The sequence below is a fragment of the Ruoffia sp. FAM 26255 genome, assembly GCF_045528525.1.
Classification (GTDB): Bacteria; Bacillota; Bacilli; order Lactobacillales; family Aerococcaceae; genus Ruoffia; species Ruoffia tabacinasalis.
Window position 1 is genome coordinate 17,146 of the sequence record NZ_JBGQQX010000015.1, and the last position, 24,102, is coordinate 41,247.

Here is a 24,102-nt window from a genome sequence, read left to right on the forward strand (position 1 = left end):
ATGACGACACGTTATGCGTTAAAAATTCAATATGACGGCACTAACTATGTCGGCTATCAAGTGCAACCAAATGGGCCATCGATACAAGAAGCTTTGCAAAAGGCCTTACATATAATGGCAAAGGCTAAACCCGGGGAATTAATTAAGAATTCAACATCGGGAAGAACTGACTCTGGTGTTCATGCACTCGGACAAGTCATCCATGTCGATTATCCAGCTAAAATACAGCCTAAATCAATGCGTAAGGCATTGAACAGTATCTTAGACCAATCTATTCGAATCGTCGATGTAGCGCAAGTATCGGATGAATTTCATGCTCGCTATCATGCCATCGGTAAAGAGTATCAGTATCGGATAGATATTAATGATTTTCCCGATCCGTTCAAGCGATTATACACGAGTCATCATCCGTATGCTTTTGATTTGGAACGAATTCAAGAGGCGCTTAAGATTATTGTTGGTGAACATGATTTTACAAGTTTTTGTTCTACGAAAACTGACATTGAGAATAAAGTGCGCCATGTGTTAGAAGCTGAAGCTTGGATAGATGAAGCGAAGAACGAATTAGTCTTCCGATTTTATGGAAAAGGTTTTTTATACAATATGGTTCGTATACTGGTTGGAACTCTCCTTCAAATTGGAGATGGCTTAAAGCCAGTGGATGAGATGCAAAGGCTATTAGAAGTAAAAGACCGAAATGAAGCGGGACCAACAGCGCCACCGAATGGCCTGTTCTTAATGCGTGTTGATTATGAAGTGGATCCATTTAAATAACTTTCAAACTGACCTATGAGTGAAGCTCATAGGTTTTTTTATTCACAAAAAAATACCTGACTGAAATATTAGCCAGGAACAAAATTATTTAGAATATTGAAAAACTTCTCTAGGTGTTCCGTCTTCAATGATAATATCACCGCAATGTTGAAAACCAAATTTTTCGATTAAAGCAATCATAGAAGTATTCTTTCGATGGGTATCGATTTTTATATTGTCGTAATGATCTATGACATACTGCATACAAAAGCTTCCGGCACCATTAATCTGTTGATTAGAAGCAATTCGGTGAATAGTAACATAAGGACGATCATTAAGCCACTCGCCATTGATCTCTTGATAGGTTGGATCTTCGCCACTTTGAATACACATTGTCGCAACAATTGTTTCCTCTGGTAAGTCCGTTTGGTCCTGATCGTCTATCACACAAACATAACTATGGTTATTTAAGATATCAGTTTCAATATCACTAGCTGCCGGATAATGATTTGGCCATTGAATATTGTTCCCATTCTTTCTTTGTAATTGTCTGCCGTATTCAATCACTTTCATAACTTCAGGAATTTCATTTTTCTTCGTTTGTCTTATGTACATTATTACCCTCTTTTCGATTTTTGTGGTATGTTTATAAAGTATTTAAATTAATTTACCCATTTAAACATTCAATTAATATTTATTAAATGGTATCATATGAGTAGCTAATTATTAGTATAATTAAGGAGAGAAATTAATGCAATATATTACTGAGAACCAAGCAATCCGTTTAGCCGCTGATTATATCAAAGATCCAGCCCAAAAATATATCGTTTATAATATCCGTCGTCGTAATTACTTATTACACGATTATTATAAATTCTTCTTCCGTTTTAGCCGTCGTGAATCGGTTTGGAATACACCATTGTTTAATATTGAAGACATTGCATCTGATTTAACCAATGAAGAAACAGTTGCGAAAGAAATCTTTGCAACTATCAACAAAAATGTGGATGATACGTTAAGTTTAAAACATAAGAAAGATTTTTCACTTAGAGATTGTGAAGTATTATTAAACTATTACTTTAATGGTAAAACTTATATCGCATTCTACGATTATTATTTAGGTCGCGTTGTATTAATTAAAGAACGTGATAAATCGAATGATTTCGGTGAATTAATTGGAAGTCGATACCAATTAATCGGTAACTTGCATACCATTATTAATAAATCAATTGAACTTTCGGATGGCTTACTAGAAAGATTCATGAGTGAGTTAATCAATGATTTTACACCAATTAGAGAAATTGATGGTTTTGAAGAGTTAAACACAACGCTTCATGCATATATCGTTGAAGAGATTAGTAAAATTGACTCATGGGTTAAAGAAGAAAAAACAAAAGCATAATCATATAAGAAAAGGCAGAAGAACATGAAGTACTTCTGCCTTTTGTGTATCTACGATTACTTATTTTGCAATATTTCGAACAAATTCGCGCATGTCAGAAACCTCTATAGTAGTATCGTGTAATCTTTCTGCCTCTAGTAAACCTTCAATTGCTGGTGGATACGGGATATTTGATAATTCATTTAATTTATCTAAAAGTTCTCGATCTGTTAACGTTTCAGCTTCAACACCAAGCGCAACTAAAACAGCCTCAGGAAATTTGTAAGGGCTGGCAGTTGAAACAATAACAGCAGGGTTCGTTGAAAGTCCTTCTTGGTTGAGATTGCGCCATGCTCTAGAAGCCACTGCTGTGTGGGTATCCATAATATAGCCGGTTTTTCTGTAAACAATATTAATTTCCTCTTTAGTTTGAGCTTCGGTCACATAGTCAGATAGGAAACTTGAAAAATGCGCCTGCTCCTCGTCTGTTAAAGTATAGTGACCCTTAGTGTCTAATTGTTCCATTAAGTCGCTTAAACGCTCGCTATCTTCATTTACAGCATGATAGACGAGACGTTCTAAATTACTAGAAACTAGAATGTCCATTGAAGGAGAAATCGTTAATATAAAGTCACGTTGACGGTTATATTCACCGTCTTGGAAGAAATCATAAAGCACTTTATTATCATTTGAAGCACACAGTAGTTTACCAATTGGTAGACCTGAACGTTTAGCGTAGTAACCAGCGAGTATATTACCAAAATTCCCTGTGGGTACACTAAAATCAATTTCACTGCCTGCATCAATCTTCCCTTGCTTCACAAGTTGAGCGTATGCATAAAAATAATACACAATTTGTGGGACTAAACGGCCGATATTCATAGAATTTGCTGAAGAAAATTGGCTGTCAGACGATTGAAGTTCATCACGCAGAACTGAATCATTAAATAAGTTTTTCACTTCAGTTTGGGCATCATCAAAGTTTCCAACGATAGAAACTACGTGTGTATTATCTCCTGTTTGCGTAAGCATCTGTTGCTCCTGAATGGAACTCACACCACCCTTAGGATAGAAGACGATGATTTTAGTTCCGGGAACATCTGAGAATCCAGCCATTGCTGCTTTACCAGTATCACCAGAGGTCGCCGTTAAGATTAGGATATCATTGTAATTATTATTAATCTCAGCAGAAGTTTTCATTAAGTGGGGTAATATCGATAAGGCCATATCTTTAAAAGCAATCGTTGATCCATGGAATAATTCCAGGTGATAATGCTTCTCATCAATGTCTACTACCGGTGCAATCACTTCTGTGTCAAATTTATTATCATAGGCTAATTCAATACAACGTTTTAGCTGCTTGTCCGAAAAGTCGGATAGAAATGGTTTTAAAATAAAGTGAGCCATTTCTTGATAAGTATATTGACTGAGTATTTCCCAATTTAAGTCAAAACTTGGGAAGGATTCTGGAACGTATAAACCACCATCGGTAGCAAGTCCTTGGAGTATAGCTTGAGAGGGTGTTACGATGTTCTTCGAGTTACGGGTACTTTTATAATTCATATTCTCACCTTTTTCTCATTTTATATCATTCAAATTATACTGAAAAAGTTTACTTTCAGCAATGTTTAAGTAAAAATTCAATAGAATTATATAAAGGTACATAATTAAGTTTGGAAATACAACCGATTACAAAGTCAGTGAAATAGTTTTTTCAACGAGTGTGTATATTAGAACTTAATGTGGAATAATGCTAAAATGTACGAAATAAGAAAGGATGATTGCCATGTTAGTGTCAACAACTGGAAAAGTAAAAAGAGACTTTAAACAAAATATTTTGACAGATAATAAAGATAAAGTCATCACTGTTTGGAATGTAAGTTATGAGATTAGAAGCAAGGAAATTACGGGAACGATTGAAGCTAATTACCTAACACATCAATCAGAAGCCGACGTTACTCCAGAATTAATTCGTGGTTTTGCTGAATTTCAAGGCACCATCGATGGTAAGCAGGGAAGCTTCACAGCTCAGGAAGATGGTCGGGTACAAAATAATATATTGAAAATCAACGGTAGAATTATTGATGCGAGTGAAGAACTAAGTATGTTAGTCGGTCGTTACGACTATGATGGTATTCTTTCGGAAAGTGTTTATGAAATTAATTTTGATATTGAGTTTTAAGTAGGAAAGTTGGCACTTTTGTAACAATCAACTTAATTTTTTGGACTAAGTATCATGAAAGGAAGAGGAAAGTGTATGTTAAAAAAATATGATTTCGATGATATTGATGATCGCTATGACAATTTTAAACGGTCGAATCTAGGGGAAGAAATTGATAAGTTACAAAGAATCGTCCAAAGATTAAAGATACCTGTGCTCATCCTAGTGGATGGTTGGGAGAGCTCAGGGAAGGGCGACATTATTAATGATTTAACAAGAGAATTAGACCCGCGTTATGTCAAAGTTGAACTATTTGACAGTCGGTCTGATGTTGATTATCTACATCCAAGCGTGTGGCGTTTTTGGCAAAAACTACCAAGTCACGAAGAAGTCGTCGTATTTGATCAAAGTTTTTACTCACAGGTTATGAACAAAGATGAACGATCGAGTGATAAATTAAAGCAAAGAACTGAAGAATTATTAAACTTAGAACATATGCTTCTGGATGATGGCACTATTGTTATTAAATTCTTTTTACATATTAAAGAAAAAACCCAAAGTAAAAATATAGAAGCTTTAGAAGATTCTAAATTCCGTCAATTTTTACTATCAGATAATGATTATAAACAAAACAAAAACTATGAAGAATATTTAGAATGGTTTGATAAAGTCTTAAAGAAAACAGATGTGCCTGAAAGTCCATGGAATATAATTAATGCAGAAGACAGAAAGTTAGCAGCTAAGACTGTTTTAGGTATTACGCTCGAAGAAATCACATCAGGGATTGAACGAGTGACTTTAGCAAGAGAGCGAGCAGATAAATCGGATCGTAAATATTATATAGAAGACACCCAGTTAGATGAGTTTGATTTATCTAAGATAATCTCAGATAAAGAGTACGACAAAGAATTAGAAATTTTACAAAAGGAAGCTGCTGATTTAGTTTATGATTGTTATACGAAAGATATTGCTATTATTACTGCTTTTGAAGGGGTAGATGCGGCTGGTAAGGGTGGAGCAATCCAAAGATTGACGCGCCATATTGATCCTCGAAGTTATACGATTCATGGAATTAAAGCACCGACAGATTTAGAAAACAGCTATCATTATTTATGGCGTTTTTGGACCAAATTCCCCAAAGATGGAGACATGGCCATCTTTGACCGAAGCTGGTATGGTCGTGTTCTCGTTGAACGAATCGAAGGGTTTGCTTCAGAGTCAGAATGGGAACGCGCTTATGATGAGATTAATCATACGGAAAAAGTATTAACAGATCACGGAAGTATTGTGATGAAATTCTTTATGTATATTGATGAAGATGAGCAAAAAGAGCGTTTTGAAGATCGCCAGGAAGAACCAGATAAGAATTATAAAATTACCGAAGATGATTGGCGCAATCGAAGCCAGTGGGATGAATATATTGCTGCTTATGAAGAGATGCTAGATTGTACCCATACGGCTAATGCTCCGTGGTATATTGTTGCGACTAATCAAAAGAAATTTGCCAGAATTGAAGTATTAAAGCACTTTATTAATCATATTAAAGAGCATTTAAGTGAGTTACCAGAGTCATAAGCATCAAAATTATAACTTAATATTAATTTAAAATGAGAAAAGTGTTGTCTTTTCTCATTCTATTGTATAGAATATAATTTAGAATACAGATTTTATAAGAAGAGGAGGATAATAATGGGAGATACAGAAAGCAACTTACAATTAGATAACGACAGTCGATTAATGGTGGCAGGCCTATTATTACTCGGCCTGCCGGAAAAATTTAACTTATAAAATTTGGAGGAAATTATGAATATTAAAATTAAACAAATAGGGAAACACATTATTACAGGAGTCACTATAGCATCTGCACTTCTATCACCAGTCTTAACTTCAGCACAAGATACCGTAAAAATTGGTGCTAACTATGAATTATCCGGGGACGCTGCGTCTTATGGGACTCAAATGTTAGAAGGTTTAGAGTTAGCTGTTGAAAAAGTGAATGCCAATGGTGGAATACTTGATGGTCAAGAAATTGAGATTGTGAGTTATGATAATCAAAGTAACGTGACTGAGTCTGCATCTGTTGCTCAAAGGTTAGTAGCTGAAGGAGTTGTTGGAGTGGTCGGACCGGCAACAACAGGAAACACAGAGGCGCAACTGCCAATTTTCACAGAGGCGAACATTCCAATGGTATCTCCATCAGCAACCGATGATGACATTACTTTTGATTCAGCGGGAGATGTATTAGAATATTTCTTTAGAGTATGTTTCAATAACTCATATCAAGGTAGTGCCGGTGCAACTTTTGCTGCTGAAGATTTAAGTGCAACAAATGCAATCGTATTTGTCGATCAATCTTCGGATTATTCTCGCGGATTAGCTGATAACTTTAATTCTGAATTTGAAAGTCGTGGTGGAACAATTGTTAATGAAGATTCATTTACAGCTGGAGACACAGACTTTTCTGCCATTTTAACAACAGCGTTGACACAAGACTTTGATGTTATTTATATTCCAGCATATTATACTGAAGCAGGATTAATTATTAAACAAGCCCGCGAGATGGGGATTGAACAGCCAATTATTGGACCTGATGGATTCTCAAGTGAAGTTTTATTAGACCTTGCAGGAGTTGAGAATGCGAACGACATCTACTATACTGACCACTTCTCAAACGAAAGTGAAGAAGAGTCGGTTCAGAATTTTCTTTCAGCTTTTGAAGAAAAGTATGGTAAAGAAGGTGGAACATGGAACGCACTTGGTTATGATGCAGCTATGTTAATTATTGATGCTATCGAACGTAGTGGTTCAACAGATCCACAAGCCATTACAGATGCGATTGCTGAAACAACTGAATTTGCGGGAGTAACGGGGACATTCGCGATTGACGAAGACCATAACCCAGTAAAACCAGCGGTTATGATAGAACTACAAGAAGGCGAAATTGTTTCGGCTGAGAACGTATCAGCAGAATAATCAGTATAATTTACAAGCAGAAGGGCATAGACCTTCTGCTTTTTTAGTGTGTAAATTTTATAAATCAATACAAAAAAGCTGAGAAGTAAATACCTCTCAGCTTGAATAGTTAATGATTATAGTAATGATTCTGCTAAATCGATCGAAGCACGAATGCTTTCAGCTGAAGCATTTAATTTCTCAGTTTCCCATTCATTTAATGATACTTCGAAGCGTTTAGTCCAACCTTGACGTGTAACTACTGTCGGAGTACTAAATGCTACTGGGCGTTCTGTGTTGTACTCACCATCAAATAATGGTGTACTTACAGGATAAATTGAATGCTCATCTAACAGAATTGAACGTGCTAATTCGATTGATGACTGCGCCACTGCTGCGTTTGTTACTCTAAATTTGTTATCAAATACTTCATAAGCTGCTTGAACAACTTTTTCTTGAACTTCGTCAGCAGTTAATGGTTCAATATCAGGGAAATGCTCTGATAATTGGTCATAAGGAATACCAGCTACACTTACGCGACTTAAGATTGGTACTGCACTGTAACCATGCTCACCCATCATGTATCCACTCACTGATTTAGGATCAACGCCGTAATGCTTACCGATGATATAACGTAATCTTGCTGAGTCTAACATACATCCTGTACTCATCATACGTTTTTTTGGATATGAAAATTCATTCGCAGCCATATAAATGACAGTATCAGCTGGGTTCGTAATAAAGATAATGATCGCTTCTTGCGTTACTTCGCTTATGTTTTTCATAATTGAACGAATAATTGAAGCATTGTTCGTTAATAATTGTTGACGGTCCGCTGGTACTTCACCATTGGGATAAACGTGCGTTGCTGAAACAATGATAACATCCGCATCGCTCAGATCATTATAATCATTTGATGAATGGATGTTAACATTTTGACGAGAAAGTAATCCAGTAGCATGGTCTTGGTCTAAAGCTTCACCAAAAGCTAGCTCTTCTCTACTATCTACAACAACGATTTCCCCGAATAAGTCAGAAGAACTTGCGTAGGCTAAGACATGCTCTCCTACGTGGCCGACTCCGATAATCCCTAATTTTTGTGACTTCATTTTCAAGCTCCTTTAAATTAAAATTTTAATAATATTCTTATTTAAACATATAAAAACTGTTTTTTAAAGAAATAATTAATATAAAGTATACTATATGAGTAAAACTTAGCAAATACTTTTTTTATATGATAAAAAAATGAGATTATAGTTAAAATACTTATTAACTTAATCTCATAAATCGTATATCATAAATTTAACAACAAAAGATAAGAGGGATTCACATGAAGAAAAGTGTATTAAACGTTCAAAATATTATTAGCATTATCATTAGATAGTGTTTGTAGCTAAGTTACTTAGGTACAAACACGGCTTCGATTGTTTGTATCTATGAGGTGCTAGTTATTTTGATGCCCACATAGATTGATTTCTAGAGTGGGAATATCTGATACACTTTTTCAAAGTGAGCGAAGAACCTGACCTAGATAATCTGTCTAGGTCAGGTTTTTTGTTGAAAAATTATTCCTGAGGAGGAGTACAAAATGAAATTAAGAAAATTAGCGTTGTCTTTATTAACAGGATTAGCAGTCGGGTCGAGTTTATTAGGAGCAGGTCAAGTATTAGCGCAAGATACTGTAAAAATCGGTGGAAACTTTGAATTAACTGGAGATGCAGCGGCTTACGGAACACCCATGTCAGAGGCGGCAAAATTAGCAGTTAAAGAAGTAAATGAAAATGGTGGAGTATTAGGTGGTGAGGTTGAATACGTAGAGTATGATAATACATCAGATTTAACTGAAGCTGCTTCAGTTGCTCAGCGATTAGCATCTGAAGACGTTGTCGGAATTGTAGGACCAGCAACAACAGGTGACTCTAACGCACAAATTCCAGTCATTCAAGAAGCAGCAGTTCCAGCAATTTTACCAGCAGCAACGGGGAATGGTATGACATTAGACGATAATGGAGATGTGTTTGAGTATTTATTCCGTGTAGCATTTGAAGATGCATTCCAAGGCCGTGCGGCAGCAACATATGTTACTGAAACATTAGGTGCACAAACAGCAGCATTATTCGTTGACCAATCTACGGACTATGCGACAGGGCTAGAGCAGGCATTTACTGAAGAGTTTGAAGCTTTAGGAGGACAAGTTGTTACAACTGAATCATTCCAATCAGGCGATACTGATTTTACAGCATCGTTAACATCATTACTATCTCAAGAGTTTGATGTACTTTATGTACCTGGTTACTATACAGAAGTTGGTTTATTAATTAAACAAGCACGTGAATTAGGAATTACACAACCGATTGTCGGAGGGGACGGTTTAGGGAACCAAACTTTAGTTGACTTAGCAGGTGCAAGTAACGTTAATGATGTTTATTACACAGCTCACTATTCTCCCTTAAGTGACGACGAAGATTTACAAGATTTTTTAACAAAGTTCGAAGAAGAATATGGTAAACAAGCGGATCAATTCGCAGTGTTAAGTTATGATGCGACAATGTTATTATTAGATGCTGTTGAGCGTGCTGGATCAGCTGATCGTCAAGCAGTTACAGATGCTTTAGCAGCGACGGAAACATTTGATGGGTTAACGGGTACGTTCTCAATTGACGAAGATCATAACCCAGTTAAAGAAGTTTTAATGTTGCAATTAACAAATGGTGAAGTTGAAAACGTAGAAGCTGTTAATGTTGGTGAATAGTAACGTGTTTTAAGACATAGACTGTAAGCTATTAACATGCTTGTTATTAGCCTACAGTCTTTTTATTAGAATTAAATTAGAAACATTCAATAAAATATATAATTTGTAGAAGTGTAGCGTAAAAAGGATAAAGACAGAAAAATGAAACGGTTACATTTGTTTTTGATTGGAATTATTAGAGAAAAGCTAATTTATTTAAGAAAACCGGTTGTAAAATTAGAAAGTCTATATTATACTCTTATAAATTATTAAATTTTAACAAGAAAGGAATTTTATTATGCAACTATTTTTGCAGCAACTAGTAAATGGTGTTGCTTTAGGTAGTATATACGCATTGATGGCCTTAGGTTATACAATGGTATATGGTACGATTAAATTAATTAACTTTGCACATGCCGATATATTTATGATGGGTGCCTTTGTAGGGTATTACTTAGTCACAGTTTTAGAGATGAACTTATTCTTAGCAATGTTAATTGCTATGATATTTTGTGCAATTTTAGGAGTCGTAATTGAACGTGTTGCATATAAGCCTTTACGTAATTCAACTCGTGTAGCTTCTCTGATTACAGCAATTGGGGTATCGTATTTTCTACAGAATATTATGATTTATTTCTTAGGTCCGGAAGTTAGAGCTTTTCCATCGCCACTTGAGACTTCAATCTATCGTATAGGTAATATTGTAATTAACTCAAAACAAATTTTAGTATTTGCTATTACAGTGATTTTAATGATCTTACTGTATACGATTGTTCAACGATCAAAAATGGGGAAAGCAATGCGAGCTGTTGCCGTCGATTCAGAAGCGTCACAGTTAATGGGGATTGACGTGAACCGCGTTATTTCCTTTACATTCGCCTTAGGTTCAGGACTTGCAGGTATTGCAGGTGTCCTAGTTGGTGTTTATTATAATTCAATTTCTCCTGGTATGGGTACAGCTTTAGGTCTAAAAGCCTTCGTAGCTGCCGTAGTTGGTGGGGTTGGGTCAATTCCTGGAGCAATGGTTGGTGGATATGTCATTGGTATCCTAGAAACAATCGTTACTTTCATGGGTGGGTCAATGTATAAAGACGCCGTAGTTTATGGTTTATTAATTGTAATCTTACTTGTACTTCCTTCAGGGTTGTTCGGTAAGAATGTTAAAGAGAAAGTTTAGGTGATAACATGCAGAGAATACATTTACGAAGTATATCATGGTTAGCGCTAGCGCTCTTTGGTTTTGCGGCAATCTACTTTCTAACTTCAACAGGCGTTATTAATCCATTCTACCGAATTACATTAATGACAATTATGTTGAACGTTATTTATGCAGCAGGTTTAAACCTTATCTTAGGAGTGGCCGGTCAATTCTCATTAGGACATGCCGGTTTTATTGCTATTGGAGCTTATTCAGCTGCCATCTTTACAAAAGAAATGGACAATAGTACATTAGGTTTATTTGTTGGGATTGCAGTCGGAATGGTCATTGCAATGATCATGGCATTATTAGTTGGTGTCCCTACTTTAAGACTGAAGGGTGATTACTTAGCTATCGCAACACTTGGTGTTAGTGAGATTATCCGTGTTCTAATTAATAATTTACGTGATATTACAAATGGTCCAGCAGGTATCAGTGGTATTCCATTAGTAACAACTTGGGAGTTAGTTTATATCTTCTTAATTATCATTGTAACGATTATTGTATGTTATACATATAGTAGTAGTGGACGTGCCACTTTAGCAATCAATCAAAACGAAATTGCTGCTGAGGCCATGGGAGTGAGTGTTACTAAATATAAAGTTATGGCTTTTGTTATTGGAGCAATGACGGCAGCTGTTGGTGGGTCACTTCAAGCGACATTCATTGGTATCGTAACGCCAAGTGATTATACATTTAACCGTTCAATTGATGTATTAATCATTGTCGTATTTGGTGGTATTGGTAGTTACACTGGTACTTTCATTGCTGCGATATTATTAGGATTACTTAACTTATTCCTTCAAGACTATGGTCAATTGCGTATGGTTATTTATGCCGTTGCCTTAGTGCTAATTATGATTTTCCGCCCAGGAGGGTTATTAGGAACTTGGGAATTCAAATTTGGTAGTATCGTGGACAGATTATTTGGAAGTAAAGATAAGGAGGCAGTTTCATGAGTCTATTAGAAGTCGATAAATTAACAAAAAACTTCGGTGGATTAGCAGCCGTATCAAATGTTTCCTTAGAGTTGAACGAGGGTGAATTAGTTGGATTAATTGGCCCTAACGGAGCAGGGAAGACAACATTCTTCAACCTTTTAACTGGCGTATATAAACCAACAGAAGGAACAATTAAATTAAAAGTTGATGACGAAATGAAAGAACTAAATGGTAAGCGACCAGATAAAATTAACGGAATGGGCCTAGCAAGAACATTCCAAAACATTCGCTTATTCCCAGATATGACTGTACTTGAAAATGTTCAAGTAGCGATGCACCGAGAAGATGGGAATTCTATGTTCTCAAGTATTTTTAGAACATCTGCTTATTATGAAACAGAAAAAAATATGCGTGAGGAAGCTTTTGAGTTACTTTCAATCTTTGATTTGGCTAAACATGCTAATGATAAAGCGAGAAACTTAGCTTATGGGCAACAAAGACGTTTAGAAATTGTCCGTGCGTTAGCAACTAAACCCAAAATCTTATTCTTAGATGAGCCAGCAGCCGGAATGAATCCGAATGAAACCGCAGATTTAACATCATTAATTGCGCAAATCCGTGAGCAATTTAACTTGACGATTGTGTTAATAGAACACGATATGTCTCTAGTTATGGATATTTGCCAAAGAATTTATGTACTGGAATATGGACGATTGATTGCTGAAGGTACACCGAAAGAAATTCAATCAAACGAAGATGTTGTTCGTGCATACTTAGGAGGGGATAGTTAATGTTAAAAGTAAATAATCTCCAAGTAAACTATGGAATGATTAACGCGGTTCGTAACGTGAGTTTTGAAGTTAATGAAGGTGAAATCGTTACTTTAATTGGAGCCAATGGAGCAGGTAAATCGACGATTCTTAGAACAATTTCTGGTTTAGTTAAAGCTGCTGGTGGATCGGTTGAATATGCAGGTAAAAACTTAGAAAGATATTCACCAAAAAAGATTGTTGAAGCAGGAATCTCTCAAGTGCCTGAAGGCCGCCACGTATTTAAAGGCTTAAGTGTTAAAGAGAATTTAGAATTAGGCGCGTTTTTACGTAAAGATAAGGATCAAATTGAAGAAGACTTACAAAACGTTTATAAACGATTCCCAGTATTAAGTGAACGACTGAAACAAGATGCTTCAACTTTATCTGGTGGAGAGCAACAAATGTTAGCTATGGGTCGTGCACTGATGTCTAAACCTAGATTATTATTATTAGATGAACCATCAATGGGACTCGCACCAATCTTTATTAAAGAAATCTTTAGTATTATTGAATCCATCCAAAAACAGGGAACAACCGTGCTTTTAATTGAACAAAATGCTAAAATGGCATTGCAGATAGCTACACGAGGCTACGTGTTAGAGACTGGTAAAGTTGTTTTGTCTGGATCTGGTGAAGAGTTATTAGCAAGTGATGAAGTTCAAAAAGCATATTTAGGAGGATAAAAATGTACGTAAAAGATTATATGACAGCAGAATTAATTACGATTACTCCTCAGACTTCTGTGACTGAGGCTCAAGATTTATTACGTAAACATGATATTAATCGTCTACCAGTTTTAAAAAATGACAAGCTTGTTGGTTTAGTAACTAAAGATTTAATTAATCGTAACTTACCATCGAACGCGACAAGTTTAAGTCGTAATGAAATTAACTATTTATTAGAGAAAACAACTGCAGAAGATATTATGGCTACAAAATTACACTCAGCAAATCCAGATACATTATTGGATCATGCAGCGACAATTATGTCTGAAAATAATTTAGGTGTCTTAGTTGTCTTAGAGAACGAAAGATTAGTCGGAGTCATTACAGACAAAGATATCTTTAATGCATTCGTGGATATATCAGGAACGCGCGAACCTGGGACGACTATAGTTGTTGAGTTAGACAAAGACCGTGAAGGTGTGATTGAAGAAATTGGTGATGCCTTAGTTGAGTCAGATAATAACCTAACTCATATGATTGTTTACTATCATCTTGAGAATTCAATTCGAATTGTCATCAGTGTGAATACAGATAGAGTGGATAATTTAGTTCAAGCTATTGAAAAGCGTGGTTATGAAGTTAAATCAGTAACAAAAAAACCAAATTAAGATATAGAGAAAGGCCGTTCCAAACGAAGAGGTTTGGGATGGCCTTTTAAATATTTATAACAGTTCTTGAATGTCTTTTTTGATACTAATAGGTTTAGTTGTTGGTGGATATCTTTTTACTACCTTACCTTGACGGTCAATTAAAAATTTTGTGAAATTCCATTTAATATCACTGTTAAGTAAGCCACCTTTTTCTTGTTTTAACCATTGGAACACAGGCTCAGCGTTCTTCCCATTGACATTCACTAATTCATTCAATGGAAACGTCACACCAAAATTAATCTCACAACTTTCTGCCATAGAATCATTGGTTTGATCTTCTTGTTTAAATTGATTGCTCGGAAAGCCAATGACGGTAAAATCTTGTTCTTTGAATTCTTGGTAAAGTGCTTCTAGCTCTTCGAATTGGGAATTGAGACCACATTGTGTGGCAGTATTCACAATCAATAAAACGTGATTATTGTAATCATTCAATCGATAGGGATCACCATTGCTTCGAATAAGTGAAAAGTCAGGTAGTGGCATAATATCTCCTTCTCTAATTAAAGTTATCTTATAGATCTACGTTATGATAAACCTTCTGAACATCCTCGTCATCTTCAAGTGCATCAATGAGTTTTTCAAACTGAGCTAAATCATCTTCCCCAAGTGATACTTCTGATTTAGGAAGCATTTCTAATTCAGCAACTTCGAACTTATCAATTCCAAATGCTTCAAGTGCGTCTTTAATATGGCTGAAATCTGTTGGTTCACCATAAACAACGACTTGGTCATCTTCTTGTTGAACGTCACGGACGTCAACATCAGCTTCGAGTAAAGCCATCATTATTTCTTCAGCATCTTGATTAGCAATTACAAATACAGCTGTGTTATCAAATAAATAACTAACTGAACCACTGACACCCATGTTACCGCCGTTTTTCCCATATAAAGAGCGGACATTTCCAGCAGTACGATTTACATTATTCGTTAAGGCATCTACGATAACCATTGAACCACTTGGACCGAAGCCTTCGTAACGTAATTCTTGGAATTGCTCATCATCTGACCCTTTTGCTTTATCTACAGCGCGATCGATAATATGTTTAGGTACATCATAAGTCTTTGCACGTTCAATCGCAAATTTTAGTTTTTGGTTTAAATCGGGATCAGGTTCACCTGATTTTGCTGCTGCATAGATTTCAATACCAAATTTCGCATAGACACGGGAAGTGTCTTGGTCTAGTTTCGCTTTCTTTTCTCTGATATTCATCCATTTACGTCCCATTAACTTCACTTCTCTTTCTTAGTTTATCTTATATTATTATAACCATAGTTTCTTAAATTGTTAAATAATAAATTGATGAGTATAATTAAGATAAAAGTATACACCTAGAATGCGATGATGACAAGTTTGAGAGTCAGTGGGTCAAGAACGAATTTTTAATATAAAATGCATATTTATATTAAAATAATGAGGTATATAAAGTAGCAGTAAAAATTAAAAGTAGGTGGATTGTTTTCTCTCTCTTAATTATCAATCTTTAATTGATAACTATAATGCTGAATTTAATGCACTTTACCAAAATGAATCTTGATTATCAAGTGGTTCTAGGGGCGGGGGTAGCCGGGACACGTCATTATTAGCCAGTCGAGTAAATAAAGCGATTAAGTTATAAGGAGTGCCCAAAGAGGTGATTATCCTAGAGAATCAGGCGACGAATACAGAAGAGGACATCTTATGTTCATATGCTAAGATGACGTCGCAAAAGCTCAAATTTTCGGTTGTAACGAGTGCTTATCATGTCTTTAGGGCTTTATTAATTATTTATAGTTTAACGACACATGTATGTAAAAATAATCATCACTTTTACAGTGAAATACATATTGATAAATACGGTAATTTTGTTGCTGTTATAAGTTAATACAAAAAGGATGTTAAATGAGTCTTGAAACTCATCTAACATCCTTTTTTGTTTATAGGGCGAAGAAATTATCTGTCACCATTATAAATTGTATTACGAACTAAAACATAATCAACGTGACGAATGGCTTCCAATTTGTTACCACCTGCATAAGAGATGGCTGATTGTAAGTCTTGTTGCATTTCTACTAATGTATCAATTAATTTTCCACGTGCACGGATCATTTCGATTTTACCTTCGACATTTTTGTGCTCACCTTTTTGATGTTCAGATGCACTACCGAAGTATTCTTTGAACATTTTACCATCGATTTCGCGTGATTTACCTGGGCTTTCTTCGTGGGCTGCAAATAATGATCCAATCATTACCATTGAAGCACCGAAGCGTACAGCTTTAGCAATATCACCATTGTGACGGATACCACCATCAGCAATAATTGGTTTTGTTGCAGCTTTCGCACAAGCACGAACAGCAGCTAATTGCCATCCACCTGTACCAAAACCAGTTTTTAACTTAGTAATACATACACGACCTGGTCCAACGCCGACTTTAGTAGCGTCTGCACCAGCGTTTTCTAATTCACGAACAGCTTCAGGTGTACCCACATTACCAGCAATTAGGAAAGTCTCAGGTAAGTATTCTTTAACAAAACGAATCATATCGATAACATATTCTGAATGACCGTGAGCAACATCAATTGTGATATACTCAGGAACAATTTTTTCTTCAGCAAGTTGACGAACAAAGTCATATTCATAGTCTTTGATACCAACACTTATTGAAGCGAAGAGTCCTTTTTCGTGCATCATTTTAACGAATGGAATACGTCCTTCTTCGTCAAAACGGTGCATAATATAAAAGTAATCATTCTCAGCGAACCAAACTGCAAGTTCTTCATTCATGACTGTTTGCATATTTGCAGGTACTACCGGAATTTTAAATTCACGTGGACCAAACTTGATAGATGTATCACACTCAGAACGACTTTGTACGATACTTTTATTAGGGATCATTTGAACATCTTCGAAATCAAAAACTTCCATTATATTAATTAAGTCTCCTTTTAATCTGTTTTAGGCGTTGTATAAAGCTTCCAGACGATTTTGTACATCTTGATCATTAACATATTCTTCATATGTAGAGTTAATACGATCAAATGAACCGTTTGAAGTGACTTCAATCACTCGGTTACATGTTGTATTTAATACTTCAAAGTCATGTGAAGCCATTAAAATGGCACCTTTAAATTTAATTAAACCTTCGTTTAATGCAGTGATTGACTCTAAGTCTAAGTGATTTGTCGGTTGATCTAAGACTAATACGTTTGCTTTAGAAAGCATCATCTTAGAAAGTAGGCAACGGACTTTTTCACCACCAGATAATACATTCACTGGTTTCATAACATCTTCACCACTAAATAACATTCTTCCTAAGAAACTGCGTAAGAAAGTATTGTCTTGTTCTTCTTTTGAAGCGTATTGTCTTAACCAATCGACAATAGTTAATTCAACACCATCAAATTCATCACCAGAGTTACGTGGTAAGTAAGTTTGAGAAGTTGTTACTCCCCATTCAACTGTTCCGGTATCTGGTTCCACGTTCCCCATAAGAATTTCAAATAGGGCAGTTGTTGCGTTGTCGTTACGACTTGAAAAGGCAACTTTATCTTCACGGCTAAGTGTAAAAGTAATGTTGTCTAATACTTTTTCTCCATCAATGGTTTTTGAAACACCTTCAACGCGTAATAAGTCATTACCAATTTCACGCTCGGGTGAGAAGCCAACAAATGGATAGCGACGTGAAGAAGGTTGGATATCATCTAAAGTGATTTTATCTAACATTTTTTTACGTGATGTCGCTTGTTTAGACTTAGATGCGTTCGCAGAGAAACGAGCGATAAAGTCTTGTAATTCTTTAATTTTCTCTTCTTTTTTAGCGTTTTGGTCAGCTTGCATTCTTGCAGCTAATTGGCTTGATTGTAACCAGAAATCATAGTTACCAACGAATAGTTTAATCTTACCAAAGTCCACATCCGCCATGTGTGTACAAACTGTATTTAAGAAGTGACGGTCATGGGAAACAACAATCACTGTGTTAGGGAAGTCCATAATGAAATCACTTAACCAGTCAATGGCTTGTGCGTCTAAACCGTTAGTCGGCTCGTCCAGTAATAAGTTATCTGGTTTACCGAATAATGCTTGAGCAAGTAAAACTTTGATTTTATCCGCTTCATTTAATTCACGCATTAATTGACTATGCATGCTTGTATCGATACCTAAACCTTGAAGCATATCGCTCGCTTCAGATTCAGCTTCCCATCCGCCCATTTCTGCGAATAGTCCTTCTAATTCACCTGCGCGAATACCATCTTCATCTGTGAAGTCTGGCTTCATATAGATAGCATCTTTTTCTTTCATTGTTTCGTATAATTCTTTATAACCCATCATGACAGTTTCAATCACCGTATGGTCTTCGAAGCCATAATGGTTTTGGCTTAATACAGCCAGACGTTCTTCTGGGTCCATACTAACGTTTCCGGTAGTTGGTGTAACGTCACCAGATAAAATTTTAAGAAATGTTGATTTTCCAGCCCCATTCGCACCGATAACTCCGTAGCAGTTTCCAGGCGTAAACGTAATATTTACTTCATCAAAAAGCTTACGATCTGGGAATTGTAAACTGACGTTAGATACATTTATCATTCTTTTTCCTCCCATTGGAATACTCATTCGTGCCCTTAATACTTTTTGGCACCACCAGATATAATAACACAAAAATTAAATAAATAAACCATAAATATACAAAAATTCAAAAAAAGCTTTGATTATTATCGAGATTTATTTTAAACACCTTAAAACAGCTTATACTCAGCCTAATCAAGCTTTATTTACACAGAAAAAAGTGCCAGCGAAATAACTCTCACCAACACTTTTCGTTTAAGAAAATTAGTTATTAAAGCGACGTAAAATACGGGTAAACCAATTATCTTTTTTCTTACTTTCAATTGTTATTGTCTGAATCGCTTCAGTAGCAGCATTCGCACGTTTCATTAATTCATTTTGAGAATTTAAATGAGTGGCAGTTCGGTCTGGACGAACATAGTCTCCGTCATATTGCAAGACGCGCGCTTTCATTGTATCTGCTAATTGCAATTCAAGAATATCAAGTACTTCCGCTTCGATATCTTGATCTAAAATTGGAAACTCAATTTCAACACGTTTTGTCATATTACGTGTCATCATATCTGCAGAAGATAGGAATAGGTGTTTTTTGCCATTACGGTTAAAGTGATAAACACGACTATGCTCTAAGAATCGCCCAACGATACTGCGTACGTGGATATTCTCTGAGATACCTGGTATACCAGGACGCAAACAACAAATACCTCGGACAATTAAGTCGACTTTCACACCAGCTTGACTTGCTTCATACAATTTTTGAATCAAAGGTTTATCAGTTAATGAATTCATTTTCGTAATAATACGCCCATTGCCATATTGTTTTTGATAATCAATCTCTTCATTAATGTAATCAATTAAGGAATCACGAATCTCAAAGGGGGAGACGTGAAGATGCTTGTAAGTCGGTCTTTCTGTATAACCACTTAAGTAGTTAAAGAAACTAGATGCATCGCTAGCTAATTCATCGTGAGAAGAGATGACACCCATATCTGTATAAGTATTTGCTGTTTTGTCATTATAATTTCCAGTACCTAAATGAATATATCTTTTAATCTTATTGTCGTCTTTGCGAATAATTAGCGTGATTTTACTATGTGTCTTTAACTCGCTCACACCATATAGAACGTGACAACCAGCTTCTTCTAGTTCACGAGCCCAATAAACGTTATTTTGTTCATCAAATCGCGCTTTTAATTCAACCAAAACAGTCACTTCTTTACCATTCTCAGCGGCTTTTTTCAAAGCAGAAATAATGGGGGAATTTTTTGATACACGATAAAGCGTTTGTTTAATCGCAATCGTATTCTCATCTTCAGCTGCTTGTTCCACAAAGGATACAACCGGTTTGAAGGAGTCGAATGGGTGATTTAAGAAGATATCTTTTTTATCAGCCTCATCGAATAAGCTCTCACCTAAATGTTTTGGATTTAAATGCGGTGTAAATGGTTTATATAACTGATCAGGGTGTTCCTCACCAATTTGGTCAACAAGTGAGAACAGATAAGTAAGATCAAGCGGACCATCAACTAAGTAGATATCTTGGTCAGCTAATTCAAGAATATTTTGTAAAAATGTATGATGGTCTGAATTATAATTTTCTACACCACGTGTATCGATTTCTAAACGGACAGCCATTCCTTTTTTTCTACTTTTAACATAATCTTCAATCAGTGCTAATAAGTCTGCGGCACTGTCTTCAATGATGTCGAAGTCAGCATTTCGTGTAATACGGAATGGGTAAGTGTACTTAATTGTGTAACCAGTAAATAAAGCACTAATAAAATGAACAATAATATCTTCTGTTAATATAATTGTACGTTTTTCCCCACTTCAAGTGTTGTATAGCGATTTAATAATGAAGGGATAGGAACGATGGCAGTTAATTCTTCCTTTTTCTGTTCAAGTTGAACAAGAATATTCAAACTCTTATTCGATAAGTGAGGGAAGGGTTTATATGCATCGACTCCCAATGGTGATAAAGTTGGAAGAATCAAGTCTGTAAAATATCTTTCTGCTTGAGCCAATTCTTCTTCATTTAACTCATTCATTCGCTTAATTGAATAATTTAAGGAATCCAAAGTTGGAATGATTTCGTTATATCGTTTGTACTGTACGGTGACATTTTCATGATTTTTCTCACTGATACCTTGTAATAAATCTCTAGGTGTCATTTGAGTTTTGTTTTCAGCGACTTTTACACCGGCTAAAAATTGATCATAAACTCCAGCCACGCGAACCATGACAAACTCATCTAAGTTTGAAGAGCCTATAGCTAAGAAGTTTAATTGCTCAAGTAAAGGATTCTCTTTATCAAAGGCTTCATCAATACAACGACGATTAAAATCTAACCAACTTAATTCTCGGTTAAAGTAGTAATTAGGATTATCTAAGTTAATCGTTGTCTTTGATGCATTCGCTTGATTTGAAGAATCATGATTCCAGACGTTATCCACCATTTTATTATCTTCCGTTTGTTTATTCACAAAATGCTCCTTTCTCACTACAGACTAATTATTTTTGAATGAATTCTATTTCTAAATCACCATCTAATGCTCTTTCAAAATGCTTGGCATGGCGCATACTCCGGTATTTTTCTGCAATCACTGGAGCTGAGTGATAAATATCAAGTTTGTAATTTTTATCTTTGGTACGATATAGTTTTAAATCCTCTATCGGACCAGTTTTTGAGTCGTTTAAAGCAGAGCTAAATTTTAAGACGCCACCTAAAACTTCTAAGTTACTAATTTCTTCATCTGTTAACCAATTCTCATAGTTTGTTAGATATTGCTTAAATAGTGATCGGTTACGGTAACTTGCTAGTAATGCAAGACACAGACGTTTTCGATGCGAGAAACCGAGTAAGTTCATATTAGATAATAGGTAGAACGTATGCTGAGAATCGGCTTCTGGACTAATAAAACCACCAAAACGGTAAATATAAGCTGCAAATTCAATTTCTTCTTGAGTTTCATAACTGTATGTCAATAAGCCAAGTTTACAAAGTTGTTGATATAAGCTAATAATAATATCAACGATAATTTGAGCCCCAACAGTGTTAATAGGAAAATCACGAACAACTTGACGAATCGATCGCACGCGAATGAGTTGGTTATCTAATGGATAATTGTATGTATGATTAATATATTTGAGAATAATCCCTTCACGTAAACCTTGTGATGACAGTAGGAATTCTTTTGCTTTTACTATTTTAAAAAGCTCTAGAAAAACGATATTAGCAGGAATAATCAAATCTTTACGGTCGGCACTAAGTCCTTCAATGTCAGTCATATCATCAATATCTGTTGATATAAATAAATCTAGTGTTTCTTTAATATCATCTTCATCCATAGAATAGCCATGGACTCCGGCCATTTGGTAATCAACTAAACGTTGATGAACATTCGCAATGTTACGGGCTGACCCACCAATTGCCACAATCGGTAGCTTCGCTTTTTTAATCCAATCAAACTGTTTAAATTGCTTGCGGACATATTCTTGAACTGCCTCAATGGCTTCGGAATCATTATGATCTTTGTCTTGGAAGAATTGTTTGCTTAAACTTACAGCACCAAAAGGAAAACTGTGGTATTGAACCATGTTTTTATCTTCATAATAAGTAATCTCACAACTTCCACCACCGATATCGATTGTAATCGCATCATTAACGACTGTCGAATGAGTGATAGCGTATTGACCGTAACTTGCCTCATCTTCTTCAGAAACAAGATTAATTTCTAAACCAGTGCCCTCTTTTACTTGTTCAAGAATATCTGCTTTATTAACAGATTGACGCACGGCTGCGGTTGCCATAGGAAGGATTTGAGCTACATTAAATGATTCAGCTACGGCTCTAAAACTGATTAAAGTTTCAATTAATTTATCAATACCGTCTTGAGACATCTGAGGGTTTTCACCATCTTTATCAGTAATTAAATACTGCGAAAGACGGGCAGGTGTTTTAATATTTTGGATTTCGATATAGTTGTATTGCTCATCCAACCCGAATATCACAAGTCGAATGGTGTTGGAACCAATATCGATAACTCCGATAACTTCTTTATACATAAAAGGATCCTTTCATTTATATGTAATTTGAAATACGTTCGATTAATTCTTGGGATGTATTGACGATTTCTCCGTTTAATTTTATTAATCCAACTGTATACAGATTAACATAAGGGAACTGAGATTCGGCAACATTTTGCAGTGCATCTAATTTTTCTTGGTTATCCGCACCTTGGTGACGTTGGTCAGAGTGAAGGCCAATGACAGGTATTCCTGCTTGGTAAGCAATGCCAATTTCTGAAGCAACACCTGGGTCAATGACTAACCCGTCTAGTATCGCAACAACTAAATCACTTTTTAACACAGCCTCTGTATCAGCTTTAGCAATCATCATTGAATCTGCATAACTTTGTTTATCATTAATATCACCTTGTTCTTGAGGTAAGAACACAGTGCTTTCTGTATATTTTTCTCTAATTTGTTTAACTAATTGAGCGTTATAATTTAATTCCATTTCACTAAATAATGGGCTTGCAAAATAAATTTGTGACATATAAATAATTCCCCTCTCGTTTATATATTTATTATAACTGAGGAGGTCAGAATGCTCAATTGAGAAGGTGAAGTTATTACTTTTTAAGTGCAGGTTTATCAAGCATATAAATTGATATTATAAAAATCTCACGTTAAAATAATTATATAATTTATAATGAAAGAGGTGGTTTCATTGTCAAAAACTGAGAATGGATTTAATTGGTGGTCACTTATTGTTGGAATTATTTATATTATTTTAGGGATACTTGCATTTAACAACCCACTTGGAAGTGCCAGTTTTGTCATATATTTATTTGCTTTTGCGGTAGCGTTTAAGGGGATTACGCAAATTATAATTCGTAATCGCTTAAAAGAATACACAGGGATGACGAATAATTGGCTGATTGTGATTGGTATCATCGATATTATTATTGGTGTATTCTTATTCTTTAACATCACTGCCGGTGTTATTGCTTTACCAATCGTATTTGCGATTTGGTTTATCATTGATTCAGTTATTGCCTTGGTATCAGCAAGAGCGATTAGAAAATATAGTAAAAGAAATTTCTGGTTAATTGTGTTTTTATCTACGCCAATTGTAAAATTAAGCTAGACAACTAAAACAGCCATTTGTGGTACACTCAACTTGTAATTCCGACCAAAGAATACAAAGGAGTGACCACAAATGACCTACACCCATCTTACCACGGATGAAC

The 24,102-nt window shown here is 35.5% G+C and carries 24 protein-coding genes; 13 read left to right on the forward strand and 11 right to left on the reverse strand.

Annotated elements, in window-relative coordinates; all coding sequences use genetic code 11:
* Positions 1-774: a tRNA pseudouridine(38-40) synthase TruA gene (truA, locus tag ACEN31_RS04625; RefSeq protein WP_407090538.1), complete on the forward strand. Its 774-nt coding sequence runs from the start codon at positions 1-3 to the stop codon at positions 772-774.
* A gap of 84 nt (positions 775-858) precedes the next feature.
* Here the strand turns inward: truA and ACEN31_RS04630 are convergent, their stop codons facing one another.
* Positions 859-1,368 (reverse strand): hypothetical protein, encoded by a 510-nt coding sequence (locus ACEN31_RS04630; RefSeq protein WP_407090537.1) that lies wholly within the window; start codon positions 1,366-1,368, stop codon positions 859-861.
* Between the two features lie 136 nt (positions 1,369-1,504).
* Between ACEN31_RS04630 and ACEN31_RS04635 the strand changes: the two genes are divergently transcribed.
* Positions 1,505-2,155, forward strand: a complete 651-nt coding sequence (locus ACEN31_RS04635; protein WP_407090536.1) for a hypothetical protein — start codon at positions 1,505-1,507, stop codon at positions 2,153-2,155.
* A gap of 60 nt (positions 2,156-2,215) precedes the next feature.
* Here ACEN31_RS04635 and thrC read toward each other — a convergent pair whose 3' ends face one another.
* A complete protein-coding gene (gene thrC / locus ACEN31_RS04640; protein WP_407090535.1) occupies positions 2,216-3,697 on the reverse strand; it encodes a threonine synthase in 1,482 nt (493 codons plus the stop codon).
* 223 nt (positions 3,698-3,920) lie between these two features.
* Here thrC and ACEN31_RS04645 point away from each other — a divergent pair, with 223 nt between their 5' ends.
* From ACEN31_RS04645 to ACEN31_RS04655, 3 genes are all read left to right on the forward strand, one after another.
* On the forward strand, positions 3,921-4,316 hold the full coding sequence (locus ACEN31_RS04645) for a DUF3224 domain-containing protein (protein ID WP_197103552.1): 396 nt from the start codon (positions 3,921-3,923) through the stop codon (positions 4,314-4,316).
* Between the two features lie 75 nt (positions 4,317-4,391).
* Entirely contained in the window at positions 4,392-5,870 is a 1,479-nt protein-coding gene (locus tag ACEN31_RS04650) for a phosphate:AMP phosphotransferase (RefSeq protein ID WP_407108759.1), read from the forward strand.
* 228 nt (positions 5,871-6,098) lie between these two features.
* A complete protein-coding gene (locus ACEN31_RS04655; protein ID WP_407108760.1) occupies positions 6,099-7,268 on the forward strand; it encodes an ABC transporter substrate-binding protein in 1,170 nt (389 codons plus the stop codon).
* 116 nt (positions 7,269-7,384) lie between these two features.
* On the opposite strand, the gene ACEN31_RS04660 is transcribed toward ACEN31_RS04655, so the two are convergent.
* Positions 7,385-8,356 carry a lactate/malate family dehydrogenase gene (locus ACEN31_RS04660; protein WP_407108761.1) on the reverse strand — a complete coding sequence of 324 codons (972 nt, stop codon included), beginning with the start codon at positions 8,354-8,356 and terminating at the stop codon, positions 7,385-7,387.
* A 479-nt stretch (positions 8,357-8,835) separates the two neighbouring features.
* Between ACEN31_RS04660 and ACEN31_RS04665 the strand changes: the two genes are divergently transcribed.
* From ACEN31_RS04665 to ACEN31_RS04690, 6 genes are all read left to right on the forward strand, one after another.
* The gene (locus ACEN31_RS04665; protein WP_407108762.1) at positions 8,836-9,999 is read left to right on the forward strand and encodes an ABC transporter substrate-binding protein; all 1,164 of its coding nucleotides are present in this window, start codon (positions 8,836-8,838) and stop codon (positions 9,997-9,999) included.
* Positions 10,000-10,276: 277 nt separating this feature from the next.
* The gene (locus tag ACEN31_RS04670; protein ID WP_407090555.1) at positions 10,277-11,155 is read left to right on the forward strand and encodes a branched-chain amino acid ABC transporter permease; all 879 of its coding nucleotides are present in this window, start codon (positions 10,277-10,279) and stop codon (positions 11,153-11,155) included.
* 8 nt (positions 11,156-11,163) lie between these two features.
* Positions 11,164-12,135, forward strand: a complete 972-nt coding sequence (locus ACEN31_RS04675; RefSeq protein WP_407090554.1) for a branched-chain amino acid ABC transporter permease — start codon at positions 11,164-11,166, stop codon at positions 12,133-12,135.
* On the forward strand, positions 12,132-12,908 hold the full coding sequence (locus tag ACEN31_RS04680) for an ABC transporter ATP-binding protein (RefSeq protein WP_138404360.1): 777 nt from the start codon (positions 12,132-12,134) through the stop codon (positions 12,906-12,908). Before ACEN31_RS04675 ends, ACEN31_RS04680 begins: the two co-directional genes overlap by 4 nt.
* Complete coding sequence (locus tag ACEN31_RS04685) at positions 12,908-13,612, forward strand: ABC transporter ATP-binding protein (protein ID WP_407108763.1); 705 nt, start codon at positions 12,908-12,910, stop codon at positions 13,610-13,612. Before ACEN31_RS04680 ends, ACEN31_RS04685 begins: the two co-directional genes overlap by 1 nt.
* Positions 13,613-13,614: 2 nt before the next feature.
* Positions 13,615-14,262 (forward strand): CBS domain-containing protein, encoded by a 648-nt coding sequence (locus ACEN31_RS04690; protein ID WP_197103538.1) that lies wholly within the window; start codon positions 13,615-13,617, stop codon positions 14,260-14,262.
* Positions 14,263-14,316: 54 nt separating this feature from the next.
* On the opposite strand, the gene ACEN31_RS04695 is transcribed toward ACEN31_RS04690, so the two are convergent.
* Both ACEN31_RS04695 and ACEN31_RS04700 read right to left on the reverse strand, forming a co-directional pair.
* Positions 14,317-14,787 carry a glutathione peroxidase gene (locus ACEN31_RS04695; protein WP_407108764.1) on the reverse strand — a complete coding sequence of 157 codons (471 nt, stop codon included), beginning with the start codon at positions 14,785-14,787 and terminating at the stop codon, positions 14,317-14,319.
* A 28-nt stretch (positions 14,788-14,815) separates the two neighbouring features.
* Positions 14,816-15,529, reverse strand: a complete 714-nt coding sequence (locus ACEN31_RS04700; RefSeq protein WP_407108765.1) for a YebC/PmpR family DNA-binding transcriptional regulator — start codon at positions 15,527-15,529, stop codon at positions 14,816-14,818.
* A 394-nt stretch (positions 15,530-15,923) separates the two neighbouring features.
* On the opposite strand from ACEN31_RS04700, the gene ACEN31_RS04705 reads away from it, so the two are divergent.
* Entirely contained in the window at positions 15,924-16,166 is a 243-nt protein-coding gene (locus tag ACEN31_RS04705; protein ID WP_407108766.1) for a YdcF family protein, read from the forward strand.
* A gap of 68 nt (positions 16,167-16,234) precedes the next feature.
* Here the strand turns inward: ACEN31_RS04705 and guaC are convergent, their stop codons facing one another.
* The 6 genes from guaC to ACEN31_RS04735 all read right to left on the reverse strand — a co-directional run bounded on the left by guaC (position 16,235) and on the right by ACEN31_RS04735 (position 23,405).
* Positions 16,235-17,209, reverse strand: coding sequence for a GMP reductase (gene guaC / locus ACEN31_RS04710; protein ID WP_338489888.1), 975 nt, complete (start codon positions 17,207-17,209; stop codon positions 16,235-16,237).
* A gap of 30 nt (positions 17,210-17,239) precedes the next feature.
* Complete coding sequence (locus ACEN31_RS04715; RefSeq protein ID WP_407108767.1) at positions 17,240-18,868, reverse strand: ABC-F family ATP-binding cassette domain-containing protein; 1,629 nt, start codon at positions 18,866-18,868, stop codon at positions 17,240-17,242.
* A 243-nt stretch (positions 18,869-19,111) separates the two neighbouring features.
* A complete protein-coding gene (gene ppk1, locus ACEN31_RS04720; protein ID WP_407108770.1) occupies positions 19,112-20,659 on the reverse strand; it encodes a polyphosphate kinase 1 in 1,548 nt (515 codons plus the stop codon).
* Positions 20,650-21,330, reverse strand: coding sequence for a hypothetical protein (locus tag ACEN31_RS04725; RefSeq protein ID WP_407108768.1), 681 nt, complete (start codon positions 21,328-21,330; stop codon positions 20,650-20,652). Before ACEN31_RS04725 ends, ppk1 begins: the two co-directional genes overlap by 10 nt.
* A 28-nt stretch (positions 21,331-21,358) precedes the next feature.
* The gene (locus ACEN31_RS04730; RefSeq protein ID WP_407093896.1) at positions 21,359-22,912 is read right to left on the reverse strand and encodes a Ppx/GppA family phosphatase; all 1,554 of its coding nucleotides are present in this window, start codon (positions 22,910-22,912) and stop codon (positions 21,359-21,361) included.
* 16 nt (positions 22,913-22,928) lie between these two features.
* Positions 22,929-23,405, reverse strand: coding sequence for a nucleoside 2-deoxyribosyltransferase (locus tag ACEN31_RS04735; protein WP_407090546.1), 477 nt, complete (start codon positions 23,403-23,405; stop codon positions 22,929-22,931).
* A 174-nt stretch (positions 23,406-23,579) separates the two neighbouring features.
* On the opposite strand from ACEN31_RS04735, the gene ACEN31_RS04740 reads away from it, so the two are divergent.
* Positions 23,580-23,999: a DUF308 domain-containing protein gene (locus ACEN31_RS04740; protein WP_407108769.1), complete on the forward strand. Its 420-nt coding sequence runs from the start codon at positions 23,580-23,582 to the stop codon at positions 23,997-23,999.
* Positions 24,000-24,102 lie beyond the last annotated feature (103 nt).

Coding starts and splice junctions, on each gene's coding strand:
- ACEN31_RS04675 (WP_407090554.1), top strand. CDS start 11,164: ATGCAGAGAATACATTTACGAAGTATATCATGGTTAGCGCTAGCGCTC.
- ACEN31_RS04695 (WP_407108764.1), bottom strand. CDS start 14,787: ATGCCACTACCTGACTTTTCACTTATTCGAAGCAATGGTGATCCCTAT.
- ACEN31_RS04685 (WP_407108763.1), top strand. CDS start 12,908: ATGTTAAAAGTAAATAATCTCCAAGTAAACTATGGAATGATTAACGCG.
- thrC (WP_407090535.1), bottom strand. CDS start 3,697: ATGAATTATAAAAGTACCCGTAACTCGAAGAACATCGTAACACCCTCT.
- ACEN31_RS04715 (WP_407108767.1), bottom strand. CDS start 18,868: ATGATAAATGTATCTAACGTCAGTTTACAATTCCCAGATCGTAAGCTT.
- ACEN31_RS04730 (WP_407093896.1), bottom strand. CDS start 22,912: ATGTATAAAGAAGTTATCGGAGTTATCGATATTGGTTCCAACACCATT.
- truA (WP_407090538.1), top strand. CDS start 1: ATGACGACACGTTATGCGTTAAAAATTCAATATGACGGCACTAACTAT.
- ACEN31_RS04650 (WP_407108759.1), top strand. CDS start 4,392: ATGTTAAAAAAATATGATTTCGATGATATTGATGATCGCTATGACAAT.
- ACEN31_RS04665 (WP_407108762.1), top strand. CDS start 8,836: ATGAAATTAAGAAAATTAGCGTTGTCTTTATTAACAGGATTAGCAGTC.
- ACEN31_RS04670 (WP_407090555.1), top strand. CDS start 10,277: ATGCAACTATTTTTGCAGCAACTAGTAAATGGTGTTGCTTTAGGTAGT.
- ACEN31_RS04630 (WP_407090537.1), bottom strand. CDS start 1,368: ATGTACATAAGACAAACGAAGAAAAATGAAATTCCTGAAGTTATGAAA.
- ACEN31_RS04690 (WP_197103538.1), top strand. CDS start 13,615: ATGTACGTAAAAGATTATATGACAGCAGAATTAATTACGATTACTCCT.
- ACEN31_RS04660 (WP_407108761.1), bottom strand. CDS start 8,356: ATGAAGTCACAAAAATTAGGGATTATCGGAGTCGGCCACGTAGGAGAG.
- ACEN31_RS04635 (WP_407090536.1), top strand. CDS start 1,505: ATGCAATATATTACTGAGAACCAAGCAATCCGTTTAGCCGCTGATTAT.
- guaC (WP_338489888.1), bottom strand. CDS start 17,209: ATGGAAGTTTTTGATTTCGAAGATGTTCAAATGATCCCTAATAAAAGT.
- ACEN31_RS04680 (WP_138404360.1), top strand. CDS start 12,132: ATGAGTCTATTAGAAGTCGATAAATTAACAAAAAACTTCGGTGGATTA.
- ACEN31_RS04700 (WP_407108765.1), bottom strand. CDS start 15,529: ATGGGACGTAAATGGATGAATATCAGAGAAAAGAAAGCGAAACTAGAC.
- ACEN31_RS04655 (WP_407108760.1), top strand. CDS start 6,099: ATGAATATTAAAATTAAACAAATAGGGAAACACATTATTACAGGAGTC.
- ACEN31_RS04645 (WP_197103552.1), top strand. CDS start 3,921: ATGTTAGTGTCAACAACTGGAAAAGTAAAAAGAGACTTTAAACAAAAT.
- ACEN31_RS04735 (WP_407090546.1), bottom strand. CDS start 23,405: ATGTCACAAATTTATTTTGCAAGCCCATTATTTAGTGAAATGGAATTA.